17 protein-coding genes are annotated in these 17,783 nt (G+C 59.6%); 14 read left to right on the top strand and 3 right to left on the bottom strand.

The window, feature by feature from the left end; translation table 11 throughout:
* The first annotated feature begins 122 nt into the window (after positions 1–122).
* A complete protein-coding gene (locus JNL86_16635) occupies positions 123–575 on the top strand; it encodes a cytochrome c (protein ID MBL8044537.1) in 453 nt (150 codons plus the stop codon).
* A 194-nt stretch (positions 576–769) separates the two neighbouring features.
* Here JNL86_16635 and JNL86_16630 read toward each other — a convergent pair whose 3' ends face one another.
* Positions 770–2,641, bottom strand: coding sequence for a hypothetical protein (locus JNL86_16630; protein MBL8044536.1), 1,872 nt, complete (start codon positions 2,639–2,641; stop codon positions 770–772).
* A gap of 157 nt (positions 2,642–2,798) precedes the next feature.
* Here JNL86_16630 and JNL86_16625 point away from each other — a divergent pair, with 157 nt between their 5' ends.
* Both JNL86_16625 and JNL86_16620 read left to right on the top strand, forming a co-directional pair.
* Positions 2,799–4,532, top strand: a complete 1,734-nt coding sequence (locus JNL86_16625) for a hypothetical protein (GenBank protein MBL8044535.1) — start codon at positions 2,799–2,801, stop codon at positions 4,530–4,532.
* On the top strand, positions 4,522–6,063 hold the full coding sequence (locus JNL86_16620; protein MBL8044534.1) for a hypothetical protein: 1,542 nt from the start codon (positions 4,522–4,524) through the stop codon (positions 6,061–6,063). The genes JNL86_16625 and JNL86_16620 overlap by 11 nt, the downstream gene beginning before the upstream one ends.
* Positions 6,064–6,135: 72 nt before the next feature.
* Here the strand turns inward: JNL86_16620 and JNL86_16615 are convergent, their stop codons facing one another.
* Complete coding sequence (locus JNL86_16615; protein ID MBL8044533.1) at positions 6,136–6,951, bottom strand: glycosyltransferase family 2 protein; 816 nt, start codon at positions 6,949–6,951, stop codon at positions 6,136–6,138.
* A gap of 196 nt (positions 6,952–7,147) precedes the next feature.
* Here JNL86_16615 and JNL86_16610 point away from each other — a divergent pair, with 196 nt between their 5' ends.
* The 11 genes from JNL86_16610 to JNL86_16560 all read left to right on the top strand — a co-directional run bounded on the left by JNL86_16610 (position 7,148) and on the right by JNL86_16560 (position 16,970).
* The gene (locus JNL86_16610; protein ID MBL8044532.1) at positions 7,148–7,927 is read left to right on the top strand and encodes a hypothetical protein; all 780 of its coding nucleotides are present in this window, start codon (positions 7,148–7,150) and stop codon (positions 7,925–7,927) included.
* A 114-nt stretch (positions 7,928–8,041) separates the two neighbouring features.
* A complete protein-coding gene (locus tag JNL86_16605; protein ID MBL8044531.1) occupies positions 8,042–9,574 on the top strand; it encodes a Do family serine endopeptidase in 1,533 nt (510 codons plus the stop codon).
* A gap of 93 nt (positions 9,575–9,667) precedes the next feature.
* Positions 9,668–10,615 (top strand): twin-arginine translocase subunit TatC, encoded by a 948-nt coding sequence (tatC, locus tag JNL86_16600; protein ID MBL8044530.1) that lies wholly within the window; start codon positions 9,668–9,670, stop codon positions 10,613–10,615.
* Between the two features lie 80 nt (positions 10,616–10,695).
* Positions 10,696–11,652, top strand: coding sequence for an Mrp/NBP35 family ATP-binding protein (locus JNL86_16595; protein ID MBL8044529.1), 957 nt, complete (start codon positions 10,696–10,698; stop codon positions 11,650–11,652).
* Positions 11,653–11,666: 14 nt separating this feature from the next.
* Complete coding sequence (locus JNL86_16590) at positions 11,667–12,965, top strand: molybdopterin molybdotransferase MoeA (GenBank protein ID MBL8044528.1); 1,299 nt, start codon at positions 11,667–11,669, stop codon at positions 12,963–12,965.
* A 20-nt stretch (positions 12,966–12,985) separates the two neighbouring features.
* A complete protein-coding gene (mobB, locus tag JNL86_16585; GenBank protein MBL8044527.1) occupies positions 12,986–13,495 on the top strand; it encodes a molybdopterin-guanine dinucleotide biosynthesis protein B in 510 nt (169 codons plus the stop codon).
* A complete protein-coding gene (locus tag JNL86_16580; protein ID MBL8044526.1) occupies positions 13,488–14,192 on the top strand; it encodes a NapC/NirT family cytochrome c in 705 nt (234 codons plus the stop codon). Before mobB ends, JNL86_16580 begins: the two co-directional genes overlap by 8 nt.
* A gap of 21 nt (positions 14,193–14,213) precedes the next feature.
* Complete coding sequence (locus tag JNL86_16575) at positions 14,214–14,942, top strand: ABC transporter ATP-binding protein (protein ID MBL8044525.1); 729 nt, start codon at positions 14,214–14,216, stop codon at positions 14,940–14,942.
* 44 nt (positions 14,943–14,986) lie between these two features.
* Positions 14,987–15,463, top strand: coding sequence for a hypothetical protein (locus tag JNL86_16570; protein MBL8044524.1), 477 nt, complete (start codon positions 14,987–14,989; stop codon positions 15,461–15,463).
* Positions 15,464–15,469: 6 nt separating this feature from the next.
* Complete coding sequence (locus JNL86_16565) at positions 15,470–16,261, top strand: ABC transporter permease (protein MBL8044523.1); 792 nt, start codon at positions 15,470–15,472, stop codon at positions 16,259–16,261.
* Positions 16,262–16,295: 34 nt separating this feature from the next.
* A complete protein-coding gene (locus JNL86_16560) occupies positions 16,296–16,970 on the top strand; it encodes a 2OG-Fe(II) oxygenase (protein MBL8044522.1) in 675 nt (224 codons plus the stop codon).
* A gap of 72 nt (positions 16,971–17,042) precedes the next feature.
* Here the strand turns inward: JNL86_16560 and JNL86_16555 are convergent.
* On the bottom strand, positions 17,043–17,783 hold a 741-nt coding region (locus tag JNL86_16555), incomplete at its 5' end, for an ABC transporter ATP-binding protein (GenBank protein ID MBL8044521.1).

Raw genomic sequence — 17,783 nt, 5'->3', positions numbered from 1 at the left:
GACAGAAAACGCGTTGCTATAGTTCGCCTGTTTTATCGGCTTTGTCATCGGTTTTTGTCATGCTGATTCGGACCAGTGAGTTATTGTTCACGCGGTGGGTTCAACACAAAGGAGGAGTTCTGATGGGGTATTTTTCTAAGTTTGTCGGAGTGTGTGCGGCCGTCACCTTGTTGTCCGTGGCGGTGGTGGGCGCAGAAGAAAAGGATCCGTTGAAGCCCCGTGTTGCGCCGGATCAGATGGCGGACGCGAAGGCGATGAAGAACCCGGTTGCTTCGACCCCGGAGAGCATTGCCAAGGGTAAGGCTCTGTACGAGGGCAAGGGCACCTGCTTCAATTGCCACGGTAAAGAGGGCAAGGGCGATGGCCCTGCCGGCGCGATCCTCAATCCGAGCCCGCGTAACTTCACCAACTGCAAGTTCCACAAGAAGCGGAAAGACGGCGAGTTGTTCTGGGTGATCAAGAACGGCAGCCCGGGCACCGGCATGGTTTCGTTGGTCCCTGCGGCGATCACCGAAGAAGAAGCGTGGACGATCATCAACTACGAGCGCAGCTTCTGCAAGGGCGGCGACGAGTAGTTTCGAGTTTCAGCCGAACGGCTGAATGCTTGGGGGCGGCGGGGGTAACCTCGCCGCCCCTTTTCTTTTGTGTGAGGATCGTCGCAACGTTCCACGGCGGAGTCAGCAGGTGGCAGGTTCTGGAGCGGGTGCTCACCTGTTGTGAGAGACGGAGACACTGTTCGCCCGCTCAGCGAGCGAACCCGAGGGGTTGGTTAGTCAGCTATAGGGATGACAGGTGGTTTTGTGAGTACGATATCGAGCTCTCTCCCGGCAGTTTTCGATCCTGACAAGGTTTGCGGCTGTTGGTCCTGCTTGAACGTGCTCCGAGCCGCGGCCGGCACGTTGCGATTAATGTAGGCCGTCACCTCACCGATCGTGACCTCGCCGTTCCGATTGACATCAGCTTCGCCACGAAGGCCGCGTAAGAGGTAGTAGGTGAACAAGCCGTGATGCAGGGTGTCTGACTCCAGACTCTTGCCGAGTCCTGAGGTCGCGATCAGATGCAGGACGGACCCCGATAGTGCGGTCCATTTCGGCGACACGACTTTGGTGCGTCCCTCCATCCCGTTCTTGAGCACGGTTCCGTCGAAGACGAACAGGACCTGCTTGGCTTTCAATCTGCCTAGAGCCGCTTCTAACTCCTTCAGGGGATACAGTCGAGTGGGTGAGCCCAACGAGCCGTCGTACGGAATCAGGAAGGTGTCGCCGGACGCGTTCACCATCGCCTGTCCGGCAAAATAGACGACGACCAGCGAGTCCTTAGTGGTCTTGGTTGGAAGCCAATCGAGCAACGCTTCTTCGATGTCGGGCCGGAGGGCGCTCCAATTTCGCAGGAGACGGATGTTGTTCTGCGGGAGCCCGCTCAGGGTTTGAAAATAAGCCGCGACCGTTTCTGCATCGAGCGAGGCATACTTCCTCGCCGCGATGTCCTGTTCCCGATAACTGCTGAGCCCAATGGCAAGCAGATAGTCGTCGGGTCGTTGCGCGCCCGTCGTCACGGCAGGAAGCTGATCCACGTCCTCGGGTAGGACGGCAGTGGGTTGAGTGGGGCGAATGGAGATGGTCAGTGTTTGTGGTGGAGCGGCTGGTTGACCTGAGCCAGTCACGAGGGCAACTTGAAACTCCGCCTGCTGAAGAGCCGGCACTTGAGGCATGGTCGCAATGAATTCCAGCGACCTGGATCCGCCCGGTGTGAGCGGGCCGGCGGCCAGGGTCGTCGCTGGGAACTGGACGAGCAATGCCTGCGGCCCCGTCAGTCGAACGGCGCTGTCCTGCACCGTCTGAGCTCCGGTGTTGACCACGTCGACCCGCACTCGCACGCGCTCGCCGCTTTCGAGCATCTGGTTCCCGTTTTCGTCCAACAACGTGGCTTTGAACGACAGTGACGGAAGCGGGGCAGCGGTCGAATTTGCCGCAGGCGCCATCGCTGCCGCCTTCGGCGGGGTAGTGGTCGGGGTGATCGCGCTTCCCGCTGTGGATGGTTGGGTGCCTGGTGCGAGCAGGACTCGTGACTCCTGCATGAATTGGGTGGCCAGCGTGGTCGAGGCGTCTTGCAGGAATGGGTCGACCACATAATCGCACCGCTGCTGGGTCAACTCCAGTTGCAACCGTTCTTTTCGTGTAACCTGCAGAGGGCGTTCAGCGAGGGGGGCGCCTGATGCGTCGAAAAATTCTGTCAGCACATCCAAGCTGAGTTCCGCCGGTGCGCGGTCGTAGAGCGCGTCCGTTTGAATTTTAAAACGAGGATCCAACATGCGCATGCGGATTGTGACGTCTGGTTTCGACGCAGCCCCGCGACTTCCCGGAAGAATCACCGTACGAAACGTCTGATGGGCGGCTTGAATCAACGTATCTTCCACGGTCGGGCCGATGGAGAACGGATGCAGGCGGCCGCAATTGTCGAGATATTCCGCTCGGGCTTTGGATAAGGAGGCGTCCACCTCGACCTGTGCCGTGAGTGGAATCGGCGGTCCGAGGTCCGGGAGCGCCTGTCGGGAAAAGCGCGATTTGATCGTATCGCAACCAGACAAGGCCAGCAGCTGGATGAGCACGATTCCCAGGGCACTTGCGCGATGTATCTTCAAGCCGGGGCCTCCTCTAAGGCAGATTGCGAAGAGGAAACCGTACAGGAATGAAGAGGGCATTGCAACCGCGCGCCGTGCCGGCTTGCGGCCCTCAAGAGGCTCGTTTATCCTACCGCCGCTTGCGGTGGACCGTGGGTAGGAAGGACGGTGGAGCCCCGTGGTGGTGCTGGGCCTGTCGAATATGAGAGATGCCGCCGCCGCACTCGTGTGCGACGGTCGCATTGCCGCTGCGGCCGAGGAGGAACGATTCGTTCGGCAGAAACATGTGACGGCTCTTCCGGTTGAGGCGATCCGCTATTGCCTACGCGAAGGCGGGGTGGCGCTTCGTGATGTCGAGGCCATCGTCGTGCCATGGAAGTACTGGCAGATCGGGCGGCGTGTTCGACTCGCCCTGACGGCCATGATGCGTTCCACTCAACTCTTTCGCGTCAAAGGGACACGCTCGCTTGAGCGCGCCAGCCAGGAGTGGATGGAATTGTTCCGGCTTCGTGAAGAACTGACTCGTCGGGTCGACGCGGGCGCCATTCGCCCCGTCTTTCTGGATCACCATCTCTGTCATGCCGCGAGTTCGTTCCTCGTGTCTCCTTTCGAGCAATCGGCCATTCTCGTCGTCGATGGCGCATCCGAAGCTGATACCACCCTGATGGCTGCGGGCGCCGGTCGTCAGATCACCGTGCTTGATCGCACACCGTTGCCTCATTCTCTCGGCCAATTCTATGCCGCGATGACGGCCTTTCTTGGGTTTCGTCCGGATCATGATGAGTACATCGTCATGGGGCTGGCGTCTTCCGGTGCCCCGGCGTTTGCGCCCGTGCTTCGGCGATCAATCGTGCGGTTGCTTCCTCAGGGACGGTTTGAGTTGAATACCAGATTGTTGGATTTTCATCTCGCGCGGGCCGGTGTCTTCGTGGCGGAGTTTGTCGGATTGTTCGGCGCACCTCGACGTCCGACCGACGAGATCACACAGCGACATCGGGATCTTGCGGCCAGCGCGCAAATGGTCTTGGAGGAGACGTTACTGCATCTGGGGCGGCATCTGCGTTCCTTGACGCGCGCGGAGTCGCTCTGCATGGCAGGCGGAGTTGCGTATAACTGTGTGGCCAACGGCCGCCTGCGAGCTGAATTGGGGTTTCGCGACGTCTATGTGCCGCCGGCTGCGGGAGACTCCGGTGCGGCGCTCGGGGCTGCCTTGTGGTGGACGGCCAGGCGCGGACGTGCGACGACGAGGCCGGTATTGTCTGATGCCTATCTGGGGCCGCAGTTCGACGAGGCGGCCTGTCGAGTTGCCGTGGCCAATGCCGGACTCACGGCCGAGACGCTGACGAATGGGCCGCTGTATGAGCGGGTTGCAGAAGAGCTGGCGCTCGGCCGGTTGGTGTTTTGGTATCAGGGGCGGATGGAATGGGGACCACGCGCGTTGGGAAACCGCAGCTTGCTGGCCGACCCGCGACGTGAAGACATGCGGGAAGTGATCAACAGCAAGGTCAAATGCCGTGAGGCATTCCGTCCGTTCGCACCGTCTGTCCTGGCCGAACGCGCGCAGGAGTTCTTTGACCTACCTGCCCCTTCCCCGTTTATGCAGTTCACCGTCCGGGTCAAGGCCTCCGCCAAAGGCACGCTCCCTGCCGTGACACATGTCGACGGCACGGCCCGTGTCCAGACCGTGACCAGGGAGGCCAATCCCAGATTTTATGATCTGCTGGCGGCGTTCGGGCGCCGTACCGGGATCCCGGTTCTCCTGAACACTTCCTTCAATGTGCAGGAGCCGATTGTCTGCAGTCCCGACGAGGCGATCCGGTGTTTTGTGCGCACCCACGTGGAGTGGTTAGTGCTCGGCAATCTGTTGGTGGGACGACCGGTGCACATGTCGCCGCAGCAACATGACTGTTGACGCGGGAGCATCCATGTGCAGGGCGTCTTCCCGCGGGATCGTCATTCTGCTCAATGTCCTCCTGGTCGCCTTCGTGTTCAATCTTATCCTGCAGCCCTTGCTGGAACCCGATCTGGGCTGGCATTTGCGGGCTGGGTTGGATTTGGTCGACCACGGCTGGCGGTTACCCGACACCGATCCCTATTCTCACACCATGCCGGATTGGCATTGGGTGGAGCATGCCTGGTTGACGGATGGGTTGCTTGCGCTGATCTATCGAGGTCTGGGTGCGTTCGGCGGGATCGGGCTGATTGCGTGGTTTGGCGTGGTCACGGGACTGGCCTGGTGGGTCGGATCAGGGTGCGCGGCGGTGCCAGCGACGTATCGGTTGACGGCCATGGTCGGTAGCCTGTGGGTTGCCCTGCCTTTTCTCGGCGCCCGCACGCAATTGGTCAGTCTGCTTGGGGTGGCACTGTTGCTCAGGGTGTGGAGGCACATTCAGCAAGGCCAGGGGCGGTGGGTCTGGATGCTTCCGCCGTTCTTCCTCTGCTGGGCCAATCTGCATGGCGGATTTACAGCGGGGTTGTTTCTGTTGACGGTGCTGCTGTCCCTGTCTTTGGTCGCCACGCTGTGTAAAGAATGGTGGCCTTGCCCCGTCTCGCTGGATGAGCCGGTGCTGAGTTGGGCCGAACTCCGTCACTGCGCGATCGCGCTCGGGCTGGCCATGGCCGTGACCGTGGTGAATCCCTATGGGTGGGGGCTCTATGTGGAGATCTATGACTCTCTGACCGACCGATTCATGATCGAGACGTTGCGGGAATGGCAGCCCGTGTCGTTTGAGGGATGGGCCGGCAGAGCCTATGGGGTATATCTTGCAGGCCTTCTGTGTCTCGTGGCGGGATGGTATCGACGGGTCGAGCCCGTGCGATGGGTGATGCTGCTCCTCGTGCTGGGGTTATCGTTGCGTCACTGGCGCAATGTGACGCTGTTTCTGATCGTCAGCCTTCCCCTGGTCGCAGAGCTGCTGGCCGCGGTCGTGGCATCCTCGCTTCGCTGGGTGCCGCTGCTCAAAGCACAGGCTTCGTATGCTGTGCTCGTCCTGACCGGCGTGACCGCGACGATGTTGTACGCACAGGGCATCGATCATCTCGACCATGTTTGGCAGTCCGGCCGCGCGCCGGATCGTTACTTTGAACAGACCGAGTACCCGATTGAAGCGGTGCGGTGGGTGCGGAGCCATCGGCGCGAACTCGGAACGAGGTTGTACAACGATTATGGGGTCGGCGGATTCCTTCTCTGGCAACTTCCCGGAGAGAGAATCTTCATCGACGGCCGGATGCCGGCCTGGCGCATCAAGGATCGGCGGATTTTTCAGGATTATGTGGAGCTCAATCGTGAGGATTCGCCGCAGGTGGCGGTGTTGGATCGGTACGGGGTGGATTGGGGGATGATTCAACGTGGCAGCGCGCTTGCGAGGGCGTTGGAGGGCCATCAGGCATGGCAGGTACTCTATGCCGATGCCAAAGTGGTGATTGTGCGTCGGCGATCGTGAGCGGCATGATGGTCCGGAGCAGCCAGTTGAGGCTGCTCGCTAACGCCAGTGCGTGCGCCTGGGAATGCGCCACTAGGAATGAGTCGGTTCGATTGCACCCAGGTCCGGCTCCATGCCGGTCAGTGTGGGACGGGTGCGGGGCTGGTAGAGGCCTTGGGCCTCGCGCTTCCGGATTGCCAGCAGCTCCCGGAGCATCACGGAACCATCGCGCCATGGACGGACTTTCGAGCCTGGCTGGTCGGTCCAATTGATCGGAACCTCGGCGATGCGGTAATTCCGCTGGCGGCCGATGTGCAGCAGCTCGAGATCGAAGGCGTACCCATCGACGCAGGAGACGGAGAAGAGGTCTTGAGCGATGGATTGCCGGAAGAGCTTGAATCCACATTGCGTATCGGCGAACGGTGGTTCCCCGAGTCGTCGCACCACACTATTAAAGAGGCTGCCGAGCAGACTTCGATGCCAGCGTGCCTGAACGGTGAACGCCGGGTTGTGGGATGCCAGGGCGCGTGACCCGATGGCCATGTCTGCGCCGGCCGCAATGGCCTGCTCCAGTCGACTCAATTCTTCGATCGGTGTGGCTCCGTCTGCATCGGCAAACAGTTGCAGGATTCCGCGCGCCGCCTGCATGCCCCGTCGAACCGCTGCGCCTTTCCCCATGTTGCACGTCAGTTGAATCAGTCGCAGTGTTGGACAGCGTTGGGCTGTTTCTTCAACGGTCTGAGCCGTCCCATCGGTACTGCCGTCGTCCACCACGAGAATTTCATAGGATCGCGAGTGACGGTCCAGGTAGGTGATCACCTGTTGCAGGAACAGCGGAAGGCGTCGAGCCTCATTGTAGGCAGGGATGATAACGGAAAGAGACGGCGCCTGGGTCGAGCACGGTGTCACGGTGAGACAGCCTCGTGTCGGAGTGGGACGCGACCGGTTCACCACAGTGGCGAATCGTGGCACACGGTAACTGAGCAACGTCGGAAATGCAAGCAATCGTTGTCCGGGTCTTGACAGGGAGAGGAAGGGGAGTGGATCGTATTCCTTAGGCACCGGCCGCATAGGTATCAGCGTGGATCAGGCCAGGGAGGGTGTCATGAGGCGAAGCAGGAGCGGGGTTGTTGCGCTGCTCGGCACACTCTTGCTGGCGGGGTGCGTGGCGGCCGCTCCTCCCAGTCGACTGACTCACTATATCGGGATTGCCACGACTGGTGAGGACAGTGCATCGAGGCTTCCGGCGTCGCGTCCTGTGCGAGCCCTTCTAGTTGTCTTGTACGACAGGTCGGATCCTGAGTCGCCGCCGGGTTTGCCGGAAGCGGCGCAGGTTCGTGTGGCGGAGTCCCTGGCTGCGCAGTTGAACCGTGGATATCCGATCATCGTTGAACGGGCCGTCACGCTCGGGGATGTGGGCGAAGGCGGGGCGGTTCCGGACTGGAGTGAGGTCGCGAGGCAGCAGAGGGTGGACTACCTGCTGGTTGCGGTCCTATCGAGTATCGAACAAGAGTATCCGGTCTCGGTCTTCCTGGGGTGGACCACGCATCGACAGCCTGGGTTGCGGCGCGATAACTGGTCGTTGGTCGAAGCGGCGTTGGTAGATGGACGCACAGGCCGGCCGTTGGTACAGGCGGAGGGGCGTGCCATGGCGACGCTGGACCGTCCGACTGCGCCGGGGATTTCACAATGGTATCCGGTGATCTATCTGAGGCCTCAGGAACCGGAGCGGCGTCTGTGGCCGCCGAACTATGAGGGGGCCCCGATAACCCTGCGGCTTGTAGCCATGGAAGACGCGATCACGCAATTGGCCGGGAGCCTTCAGCGCGCCTGGATCGAACAGCGGGAGCATGAATCACTGCACCATGAGGTGGCTTCGTGGTGACGGTCAGGTCAGCGTTTTCCTCTTTGAAGGCGATTCTGGGAATAGTGTAGAATGACGCGTTCGACGATAGCGCGGAGGATGATCCCTCAATTTCCGGTGTCCAGAGGAGAACACATGGCGTATCGACATCAGCGCAGCAAGGTGCTGTCCGTACTCGCAGCGTCCACCATGGTCGCTGCCACGTTTTTATCCGGTGGAGTGCAATTCGGGTCTCAGGCTGAGGCGGCTAGTGTGCCTCCGGCGTTTGCGCAGGGATTTTCAGAAATCGTGAAGGCGGTGACCCCGGCCGTGGTGAATATTGCGGTGACCGGCGGTGGGGAAGGACGTCGCGAAGGACGTCGTCAACTCCCTCCGGGTGGCCCGTTCGGTGGTCCGCCTCCGGGCCCTGGTGGTGGTGATGAGCCTCCCGGCATGGAACCCCCCGGTGGACCTGGTGGGCCTCCCGGTGGCGGCCCGCATCGGCCGGAGCAAAGTGCAGGTTCCGGCGTCATCCTCGATCCCACTGGGTACATCGTGACCAACAATCACGTCGTGGAAGGTGCGACCCAGATAACCGTGACGCTCTCGGATCGTCGGGAGTTTCCGGCCAAGATCATCGGCACCGACCCGAAGACGGACCTCGCCATCATTAAGATTGAGGCCAAGGACCTTGCTTCGATGAAATGGGCGGACTACGAAGACTTGCAAGTCGGTGATGTAGTGCTTGCGGTGGGTAGCCCGTTCGGACTCAGCTCCACGGTCACGTTGGGCATCATCAGTGCGTTGGGCCGCGGCAACGTCGGCATCGCGGACTATGAAGATTTCATTCAGACGGATGCCGCGATCAATCCCGGCAATTCCGGTGGTGCCTTGGTCAACATGCAGGGCAAGTTGATCGGCATCAACACGGCCATCTTCTCCCGCACCGGAGGGTCTGAGGGCATCGGATTCGCCATTCCCAGCAGTATTGCCACGGATATCGTCGAGAGTCTGACCAAGACGGGCAAAGTGGTCCGTGGTTGGATGGGCGTGGCGATTCAGGAGATCACCCCGGCACTGGCCAAGTCGTTCAAGTTGCCCGATCAGCGCAAAGGCGTCCTGATCAGTGACGTGAATGAGAACGGTCCTTCTCACACGGCCGGTATGCGGCGTGGAGACGTGGTCCTCACGTTCAATGGCAAGGAAGTGCAGAGTGTGAGCCAGCTGCGTAACCTGGTTGCGCGTATGACCGTCGGCAAGGAAGCAGACATCAAGATCTTGCGCGAAGGCAAGGAACAAGTCCTCAAGGTCAAGGTGGCGGAACGCCCATCGGATGAAGTGCTTGCGAAGCGCGAGCCAGGTCCCGCTGCACCTCAGACTGAGACCGTGAAGCCGCCCGACAATGTGTTGGCGGCATTGCGCGTCCAGATGCTGGATGCGGCCATGCAAAGCCAACTGAACATTCCCGCCAAGACCAGTGGCGTGGTGGTCAGCTCCGTCGAGGCGGGGAGCCCCGCAGAGGCGGCAGGGTTGCAGCGTGGGGACGTGATTCAAGAGGTCAATCACGAGGTCGTGAAGAGCCTTGAGGATTACCAGAAGGCGTCAGCCAAGGTGAAAAAAGACGAAATGGTTGTACTCTTGCTGAGTCGGCAGGGAAACAATCTGTTCGTAGCCGTCAACCCGAAGTAAGGCATTGATGAGGGTGTGATCCGGCGAGCGGGCCGGAACCATGTTCCGATCCCCGCTTGCCGGATTGCGGCCGCATCAATTTTGTAAACGCGCATGGCTGACGGGTTTAAGTTTCAAGAGTGGCTGCAAGATACGGTCTTCAAGCCGCTTGAAGATAAAAAAATGCCGGTCATGGAGCACTTGGTTGAGCTCCAGGTCCGGCTGACCCGTGCGGTCATCGTGACGGCGATCATTTTTGTCGGCACGTTCTTTTTTGCCGACACGCTGGTCAAGTGGATCCGAATCCCGCTGCAGAACATGTTTGTGCCGGGATCGCTCTCCTGGATTCCGACCGACCTTCCCACCGTTCCCTTCGTCTTTCTTGCACCCGCCGAAGCCCTCTGGCAAAACGTCAAAGTCGCGGGGTTGTTCGCGCTGGTGTTGGGCACGCCCTACATCCTGGTGGAGTTCTGGCATTTCGTGGTTCCCGGGTTGCACGCCCAGGAGCGGCGATTCGTTGGCCCGTTTGTGATCCTGAGTACCCTGGCCTTTTATCTCGGGCTGTTGTTCTCCTTCTTTTTCGTCTTGCCGTTCGCGTTGAATTTCTTGATATCGTACGGTGTCAACGCCGGGTTTATTCCGCAACTCTCGATTGCGCAATATGTCGGGTTCGCACTGTGGTTTCTGCTGGTCTTCGGGCTGATTTTCGAAGTGCCGCTCGTCATCACCCTGCTGGCCAAGCTTGGCTGGGTGGATGCCCCGCTGTTGAAGCGCTATCGCAAATGGGCCTTCCTGACCGCGTTTATCTTTGCCGCGATTCTCACCCCTACCCCGGATCCGTTCAATCAATGCCTGATGGCCTTGCCCATGTATATTTTTTATGAAGTCGGGATCATCAGCGCAGGGATCTTCAACAAGAAGAAGGCGGAAGAGCAGTCGCAGGCGTTGGTGCCGGCGGTGGCCGCGACAGGCCCTGGCGTCGGGAAACCGGGGCCGTCCATTCCCACGGGGGGAGGAGACAGTGAGTATGTCGGTGTGCCGACGGGTGGCCGTCGACACTAGTCTGTGTCGGGAGAAAAGAATGCGACGAAAGCCAGCTTTCGTCGCAAGCAGCATGATGTACGTTGTACGAGGAGTCTAGGATGCCACGCGAGTTAAATGTCATATCACAGCCCGGTTCCAGCAGCGGTGGAGATGCCTGCACCTACATGTGGGCTTGCGCCATTTGCGACGAAAACGAAACCTGTCAGAAGGACAAGGAAGGTCACAGCCGGTGGCTCGTCGCCAAACGGATGGAACGGATCGAATATAAAGTGCTGGTCATGAGCAACAAGGGCGGGGTGGGAAAGAGCACCTGCACGACCAATCTCGCCGTGAGTCTGGCGTTAAAGGGCTGGCACGTGGGTATTTGCGACATGGATATCCATGGTCCCAATATCCCGAAGATGGTGGGGGCTGAAGGTCAGAAACTGAAGATCAGCACGTCGGGCGGGATCATTCCGTTTCAGGCCTATAACATGAAGATCGCCTCGATGTCCTTCCTCCTGCAAAACTCGGATGATCCGATCATCTGGCGGGACGCCTACAAGTATGAATTCATCAATCAGTTGCTAGGGGGCGTCGAATGGCAGGATCTCAATTTCCTCCTGATCGATCTCCCTCCGGGAACCGGAAATGAATCTGTGACGACCATTGATTTGCTTGGAGGCGTCAGCGGCGCGGTGATTATCACGACGCCGCAAGAGGTGGCGCTGCTCGACTCCCGGAAGTCGGTGACCTTCTGCAAGGATAGTGAAGTGCCGATCATCGGCATTGTCGAAAACATGAGCGGGCTGGAATGTCCGCACTGCCACAAGGAAGTGAATGTCTTCCGCAAAGGCGGCGGCGAGGCGTCCGCATCGGATATGGGAGTGCCGTTCCTGGGCCGCATTCCGCTGGATCCCGAGGTGGTGACGCAAAGTGATGCGGGCGAGCCGTTTGCGCTGTTCAATTCGGACTCAGCGACTGCCCAGGCCTATCATGATATTGCCAACCAGGTTGAGGCGTTCTGCAAAAAGAGCGGCTCGCTTATCAAGCTGGCCCCACGCCAGCAACATTGATCGGACGGTGATGTGTGAAAGCTCCCGATGCCATGACCGGTTTGACTCCGCTCCACGAAGCCCAGCAGATCGTGCTGGACGCCGCTGCTCCGTTAGGGCTTGAAAAAGTCTCCATTCTCGACGCCCTGGGTCGCGTGCTTGGCGAGGATGTGATCGCTGAGCGTCACAATCCACCGTGGGACAATTCTGCGATGGACGGCTTCGCGGTGCGAGCCGAGGATATCGCCCAAGAACACGCGATTACCAAGCCTGTCACGTTGACCGTCATCGAAGATGTGCCGGCCGGAAAGATGCCGACTCGGTCGGTGGGGAAGGGGCAAGCAATCCGGATCATGACCGGTGCGCCCATCCCTAAAGGCGCCGACACGGTGGTCAAGGTCGAGGATACCGAGCACACGCCTGAGTCGGTGCGCGTATTCAAAGCCGAGTCACGAGGGGCCAACATCCGGCCGCAGGGCGAGGATGTGAAGCAGGGCGATTGCATCATTCCCAAAGGAACTCGGATTCGGTCCGGTGAAGCGGGGATGTTGGCCATTTTAGCCAAGTCCTTTGTGCTCGTGTATCAGCGGCCGCGAGTGGCGATTCTGTCGACCGGCGATGAGTTGGCCGATTTGGATGAGCGGTTCAGCGAAGAGAAAATCATCAACTCCAACAGCTATGGGATTGCCGCCGCTGTTCAGGAATCCGGTGGCGTGCCGATCCTGCTCGGCATCGCACGGGACACCCCCGCCGCACTGAAGGAAAAGATTTCTCACGGGTTGAACGCCGACATCCTGGTGCTTTCCGGCGGAGTCTCGATGGGGGACTACGACTTCACCAAGGCCGTCTTCCGCGATCTCGGCGCCGAAATGAATTTTTGGAAACTGGCGATCCGGCCCGGTCAGCCGCTCGCGTTCGGCAAAATTCAGGGCAAGCTGGCATTCGGGCTGCCTGGAAATCCGGTGTCATCCATGGTGACATTCGAGCAACTGGTTCGACCGGCGATGCTCAAACTTTCCGGGACGAACGGGTATGGGCGCCCAATGCTGCAGGCGGTGTTTCAGGAAAAATTTTCGAAACGAACCGACCGCCGGCATTTTCTCCGTGGGGTCTTGTGGCGTGAGGGCGGCGTGTTCAAAGTTCGGACCACCGGTGATCAAGGATCCGGGATTCTGACCTCCATGGTCAAAGCCAACTGCCTGATCGATATTCCCGTAGAGGTAGAACGCGTGAACCCTGGTGACCCGGTGACGGTACAGTTGCTCAGCGGTTCGGCCTGGTTGGAACAGGCTGCTCCGACCTCCTCCACGGGCCATCGTCCCTCCTGCTGCTAAGCCGCGAAAGGAACACAGTGATGTCGGTGCCTATCCTGTCTTTTGTCGGCCGATCGAACAGCGGCAAGACGACCCTCATAGAACGTGTGATCCCGATGTTGGTACGGGCGGGATATAAAGTGGCAACCGTCAAACATGCCGGCCATGGGTTTGATCTGGATACGGAAGGAAAAGATAGTTGGCGGCATAAACAGGCCGGTGCGAGCAGTGTCGTGATCATCTCCAAGAGCAGCCTGGCTATGTTCGCCGACGTGTCGGACCATATGAACGTCGAGGATGTGCGTGAGCGCTATCTCGATGCTTCCTACGATTTGATTTTGGCCGAAGGGTGGCGGAGCGAGGACTATCCGAAGATCGTCGTGGTGCGTGATCAGATCGGAGAGGTTCCCGTTTCGCAGGACGGCCTGTTGGCCGTGGTTTCCAATAGGCCGGTTGAGACGTCGGTGCCATTGCTTGATCCCGATGACGTGGCCGGGGTGGCAGCGTTGATCATCCGACACTTTCCCAAACCCCGACGGGATGATGCGTAAGACTCCTGCCATTGTGTTCGGAACGATCGTGGCCGGCGCATTGGCTATAGGGGGAGTTGCGGTCCCGCTGACCAACCATCCGAAGTTCTGCGCCAGCTGCCATACCATTCAACCAGCCTACGAGCGTTGGGTCCAGTCCTCTCATAAAGAGGTGGAGTGTGTGGCCTGTCATGTCCGGCCCGGTGTCGTCGGCTGGCTGCAGGACAAGGCGTGGCATGGCACCAGAGACGTCGCCATCTATCTGTTCGGAAGACCCACAGAGCCGCATAACCTGCAGGCGACTGTGGATTCCGCGGTCTGTCTGGGGTGTCATCGGAACATCCTTCGTGTGTCAGAAATTGCGACGCGTGACTTGCCGCCTCCGGTCAAGGATGTGGGGCTGGTCATGAGTCACCGCAAACACATGGCGGCGTTCGATCAACGCCACCAGGGCGAAGGGTGTACGACCTGTCACGGAGCGGTGGTGCATGAGAAGCCCATCAAGGGGTATCCGATCGTCATTCCGCGCGGGCATGTCTCGGCGGACAGTCGGCCCTGGAAGCCGGAACATCCTGAGGGCTCCGTGTTGCATAAGCGGGCTCAGGCGGACTGCTTCCGTTGCCACGACAACAAAACCGAGTACGAAGGCCGGGTGCTGAGCCGGAAGTGCGACACGTGTCACCTGCCTGAGAAACTCTCGGAATTTCTGTCCTTTTGAACCTACGGAATCATCTGCGCCATGCCCTCCTCGGTGGTCGAAGTCCGCAATCTCAGCAAGCAGTTCGGGGCCTTCACGGCGGTGGACGGCATCTCGTTCGATATCGGCCGCGGCGAGATCCTCGGCCTATTGGGACCGAATGGCGCCGGGAAAACAACGACTTTTCAAATGATGCTGGGGCTGGTGACGCCCACGTCAGGCTCAATTCGCATGTTCGGCCTCGACTTGCAGTCGCATCGGGAGACGATTCTTCAGCAAGTCAATTTCTCGTCCACCTACATTTCGTTGCCCTATTCCTTGACCGTGGAGGAAAACCTGCGTGTTGTCGGCCGTCTGTACGGCTTGCCCGATGTCGCCGGGCGTGTCGGCGATATGATACAAAAACTCGACATGAGCGAGTGGCGGCACAAGCTGACCCGCAAGCTCTCCTCGGGACAAATGACGCGGTTGACCTTGGCCAAGGCGTTGCTGACCAAGCCCAAGGTCTTATTTCTCGATGAACCGACGGCGAGTCTGGACCCGGATATCGCGCACAAGATCCGGGAAATTCTGCTGGAGGAACGGCAAGCCACGGGATTGAGCATCCTCTACACCTCGCACAACATGCGGGAAATGGAGGAGATGTCCGATCGCATTATCTTTTTGCAGCGGGGGAAGATCGTAGCGGAGGGCACAGCCAAGGATATCGTGGCCCGGTTCGGGCAAGCGGACTTGGAAGAGGTGTTTCTCAAGCTGGCCCGTGAACAGTAGTTGCAGGTCGGTCGAGGTCGATGTGAAAGGGAATAGGCGTGGGCATGGTTGATACAGGGGTGTCGTTCGCAGTGGGGCTCCTCATGGGCGGCCTGGGGGTGATGTTGGGATGGGGCCTGTTGTGGTTTGTCGTCGGCGCTATTGGGTTGGCTCGCCAGACCTGCGGATGGGCCATCTTCATGAGCAGCGTCAGCAGTACGGCTATTGCCGCGCTGTCGCTCGCAGGAGTGTGCTGGGCGATCGATGCGGCACGACTGGGTAGTGTCGCGTTACAACTCGGACTGGCCGGGTTCCCGTTGCTGCTGCTCGTGGCGGCGGCGTTCCGCTTGGAGGATGGCCGACGGATCGGCCCGGCGTTTGTCGAGGGCAGCCTCATGATGGTGCACCAACTCCTTGACCGGCATGAGGGCGGGGGCGGGTGCGGACATTGCCATGAACAGCCGGTTGAGGAACATCCCTGTCAGCAGAAACCCTGTTTTGAACCGTCTTGTCACGACAAGCCCTGCGAGCAGAAACCGTAGTCAACGATGGCCTATCATCGCATCGCAGCCCTGGTCGTTCGGCATCTCTATTTGTATCGGCGGAGTCTGCCGCGAGTGATGGAGATCATCTATTGGCCGTTTCTGGACCTAGTGGTGTGGGGATTCATTACCGTCTATCTGGCGACATTCCAGGGGCAGATGCCGGCGGTGGTCACGTTTTTGCTCGGCGCCCTCATCCTGTGGGACGTCTTGTTTCGTTCGCAACAGGGCATCACCATTTCGTTTCTCGAAGAACTTTGGGCGCGCAACCTGATGAATCTGTTTGCCAGTCCGCTCACCCCCAGCGAGTTTCTCGCGGCCACCATGGTGATGAGTCTGTTCAAGGTGACGGCGGTGTCGATTGTGATGTCTCTCTGCGCCTGGTTGTTTTACAGCTACAACGTCTTCATCATTGGGCTTTGGTTGATGCCGTTCATCGTGAATCTGGTGTTGACCGGTTGGATCATCGGCGTCTTTACGACCTCGCTCATCATGCGATTCGGGCAGGAGGCGGAGGTGTTGGCCTGGAGCATGGTGTTCTTGTTTCAGCCGATTTCCTGCGTGTTCTATCCGATGGATGTCCTGCCGGCATGGTTGAGAGGCGTGGCATGGATGAACCCGGCAGCGCACGTCTTTGAAGGCATGCGAAGTCTGCTCGCGACGCACGTGGCGCCGCTCACCAACCTGAGTCTGGCGAGCGGCCTGAATCTGTTGTATCTGGGGGCGGTCATTCTCTGGTTTCACCATACCTTCAATGTGTGCAAGGAACGCGGGTCTCTGGTGCGCGTAGGCGAATAGTCGGACCGGCTGTTCCGGTATCGGGGGAAATGTCATGAAGATCGTGTCAGGACAAGTCACATCGTCACAGTTGCCGCAGGGCCTGGAGACCTTCTCGTTTCACACGACGCCGGTGCTGGTGATCGAGAATTTCTGGTCAGCGGAGGAGCGCGGTCAGTTCAGGCACGCCATGGAGCGAGCGAACTGGAATCAACTTCAGGACATGACCTATGTCCGGCAGGACTTTCCGAACTCCGGCAATTGGGCCAAAGCGGAGATCGCCCAGCCTCAGGGGCGATTATTGCTCAGTCGACTGGAGATGCCCTGTATTCAGCAGTATATCGAATCGTTCCCGAACATCACGCGGCGGCATTTGGGATTCAGCTACTACTCCTACGGGGTCGGTGATTGTTTGCTGACGCATGACGATACGGACCAGGGACATCCGACCGGTGGGAAGCCCGCGCCTCGTCGGCGGCTCGCGCTCGTCAGTTATTTTCACGAGCAGTGGGAATGTGATTGGGGCGGTGAGTTGATGATCTACTCCCCGGTGGGCGAGTCACGCGACGGAAAATCGGAATTGACCATTACGCACTGCGTCGCGCCGAAACCAGGATCCCTGGTCATGTTTACGGTACCACGCTTTCATCGGGTCTGCCGCGTGGATCAGACGGCCGGAGAGCACAAGCGTCTCTCCATTGCCGGCTGGTTTATGACGGAACATGCCTAGCCCCACGGCTCTCGAGAGCAGATAGTCGTGGAGAACGCCGCGCCGTCACAGCGGTCGTTCCGCGGCCGCTGCTCAAACCGACTCAAATTGCGTGCGCCATTCCAACAGCGGGCGAACGACCCCAGGCCATCGGCCATGGAAGTCACCTCGTGCTGAATCTCCATCGCCGCTGTCATCGACACGGAACCCGATGACTCGAGGCGCATGGGCATGGAGACGGAACGGATCTTCGGTCATCATGAGGGATGCGACGGTCATCACCCCTTCCGCGAGAAAATTCCCGGGAATCCTGGCGGTGGACACATAGCGGCCCATTGGGCGTGGCTTGCGCTGCCAGGTGGGGTCTCGGTCGTGGGCGATGAAGACCGTGACATCTTCTTCATTGTAGAGATTGAAGACCGGGACAAAGACATGTCCGGCTTTGATCACCTCGAAATCGACTTCGAGTTCGATCGGTTTGCGGATATCGAATCGATCGGTGACGTGCCCTACCTCCGTCTTCACCCGCACGGCCCGCAAGCGCACCACCTCATTGCCCGGGGCCTGTGCCGGATCCGGCCATTCGACGGCCGGCTGGATGTGGCCGGCATGCAGATAGTGGTTGACCACCTCATGTGCCGGCCCCGCCTCCACCACCTGCCCCTTGTTCAGTAGGATCGCGCGAGAGCACATCCGGGTGATGGCCGGCATATCGTGGGACACCAGAATCACCGTCCGCCCATGCTGCCCCACGTCCTCCATCTTCCCCATGCATTTCTTTTGGAACCGGACGTCGCCCACGGCCAGCACCTCGTCGACGATCAGGATATCCGG

The sequence above is a fragment of the Nitrospira sp. genome (assembly GCA_016788885.1).
Taxonomy (GTDB): Bacteria; Nitrospirota; Nitrospiria; order Nitrospirales; family Nitrospiraceae; genus Nitrospira_A.
The sequence above is the reverse complement of the archived record's forward strand: the minus strand, read 5'-3'. Positions and strand labels throughout refer to the sequence as shown.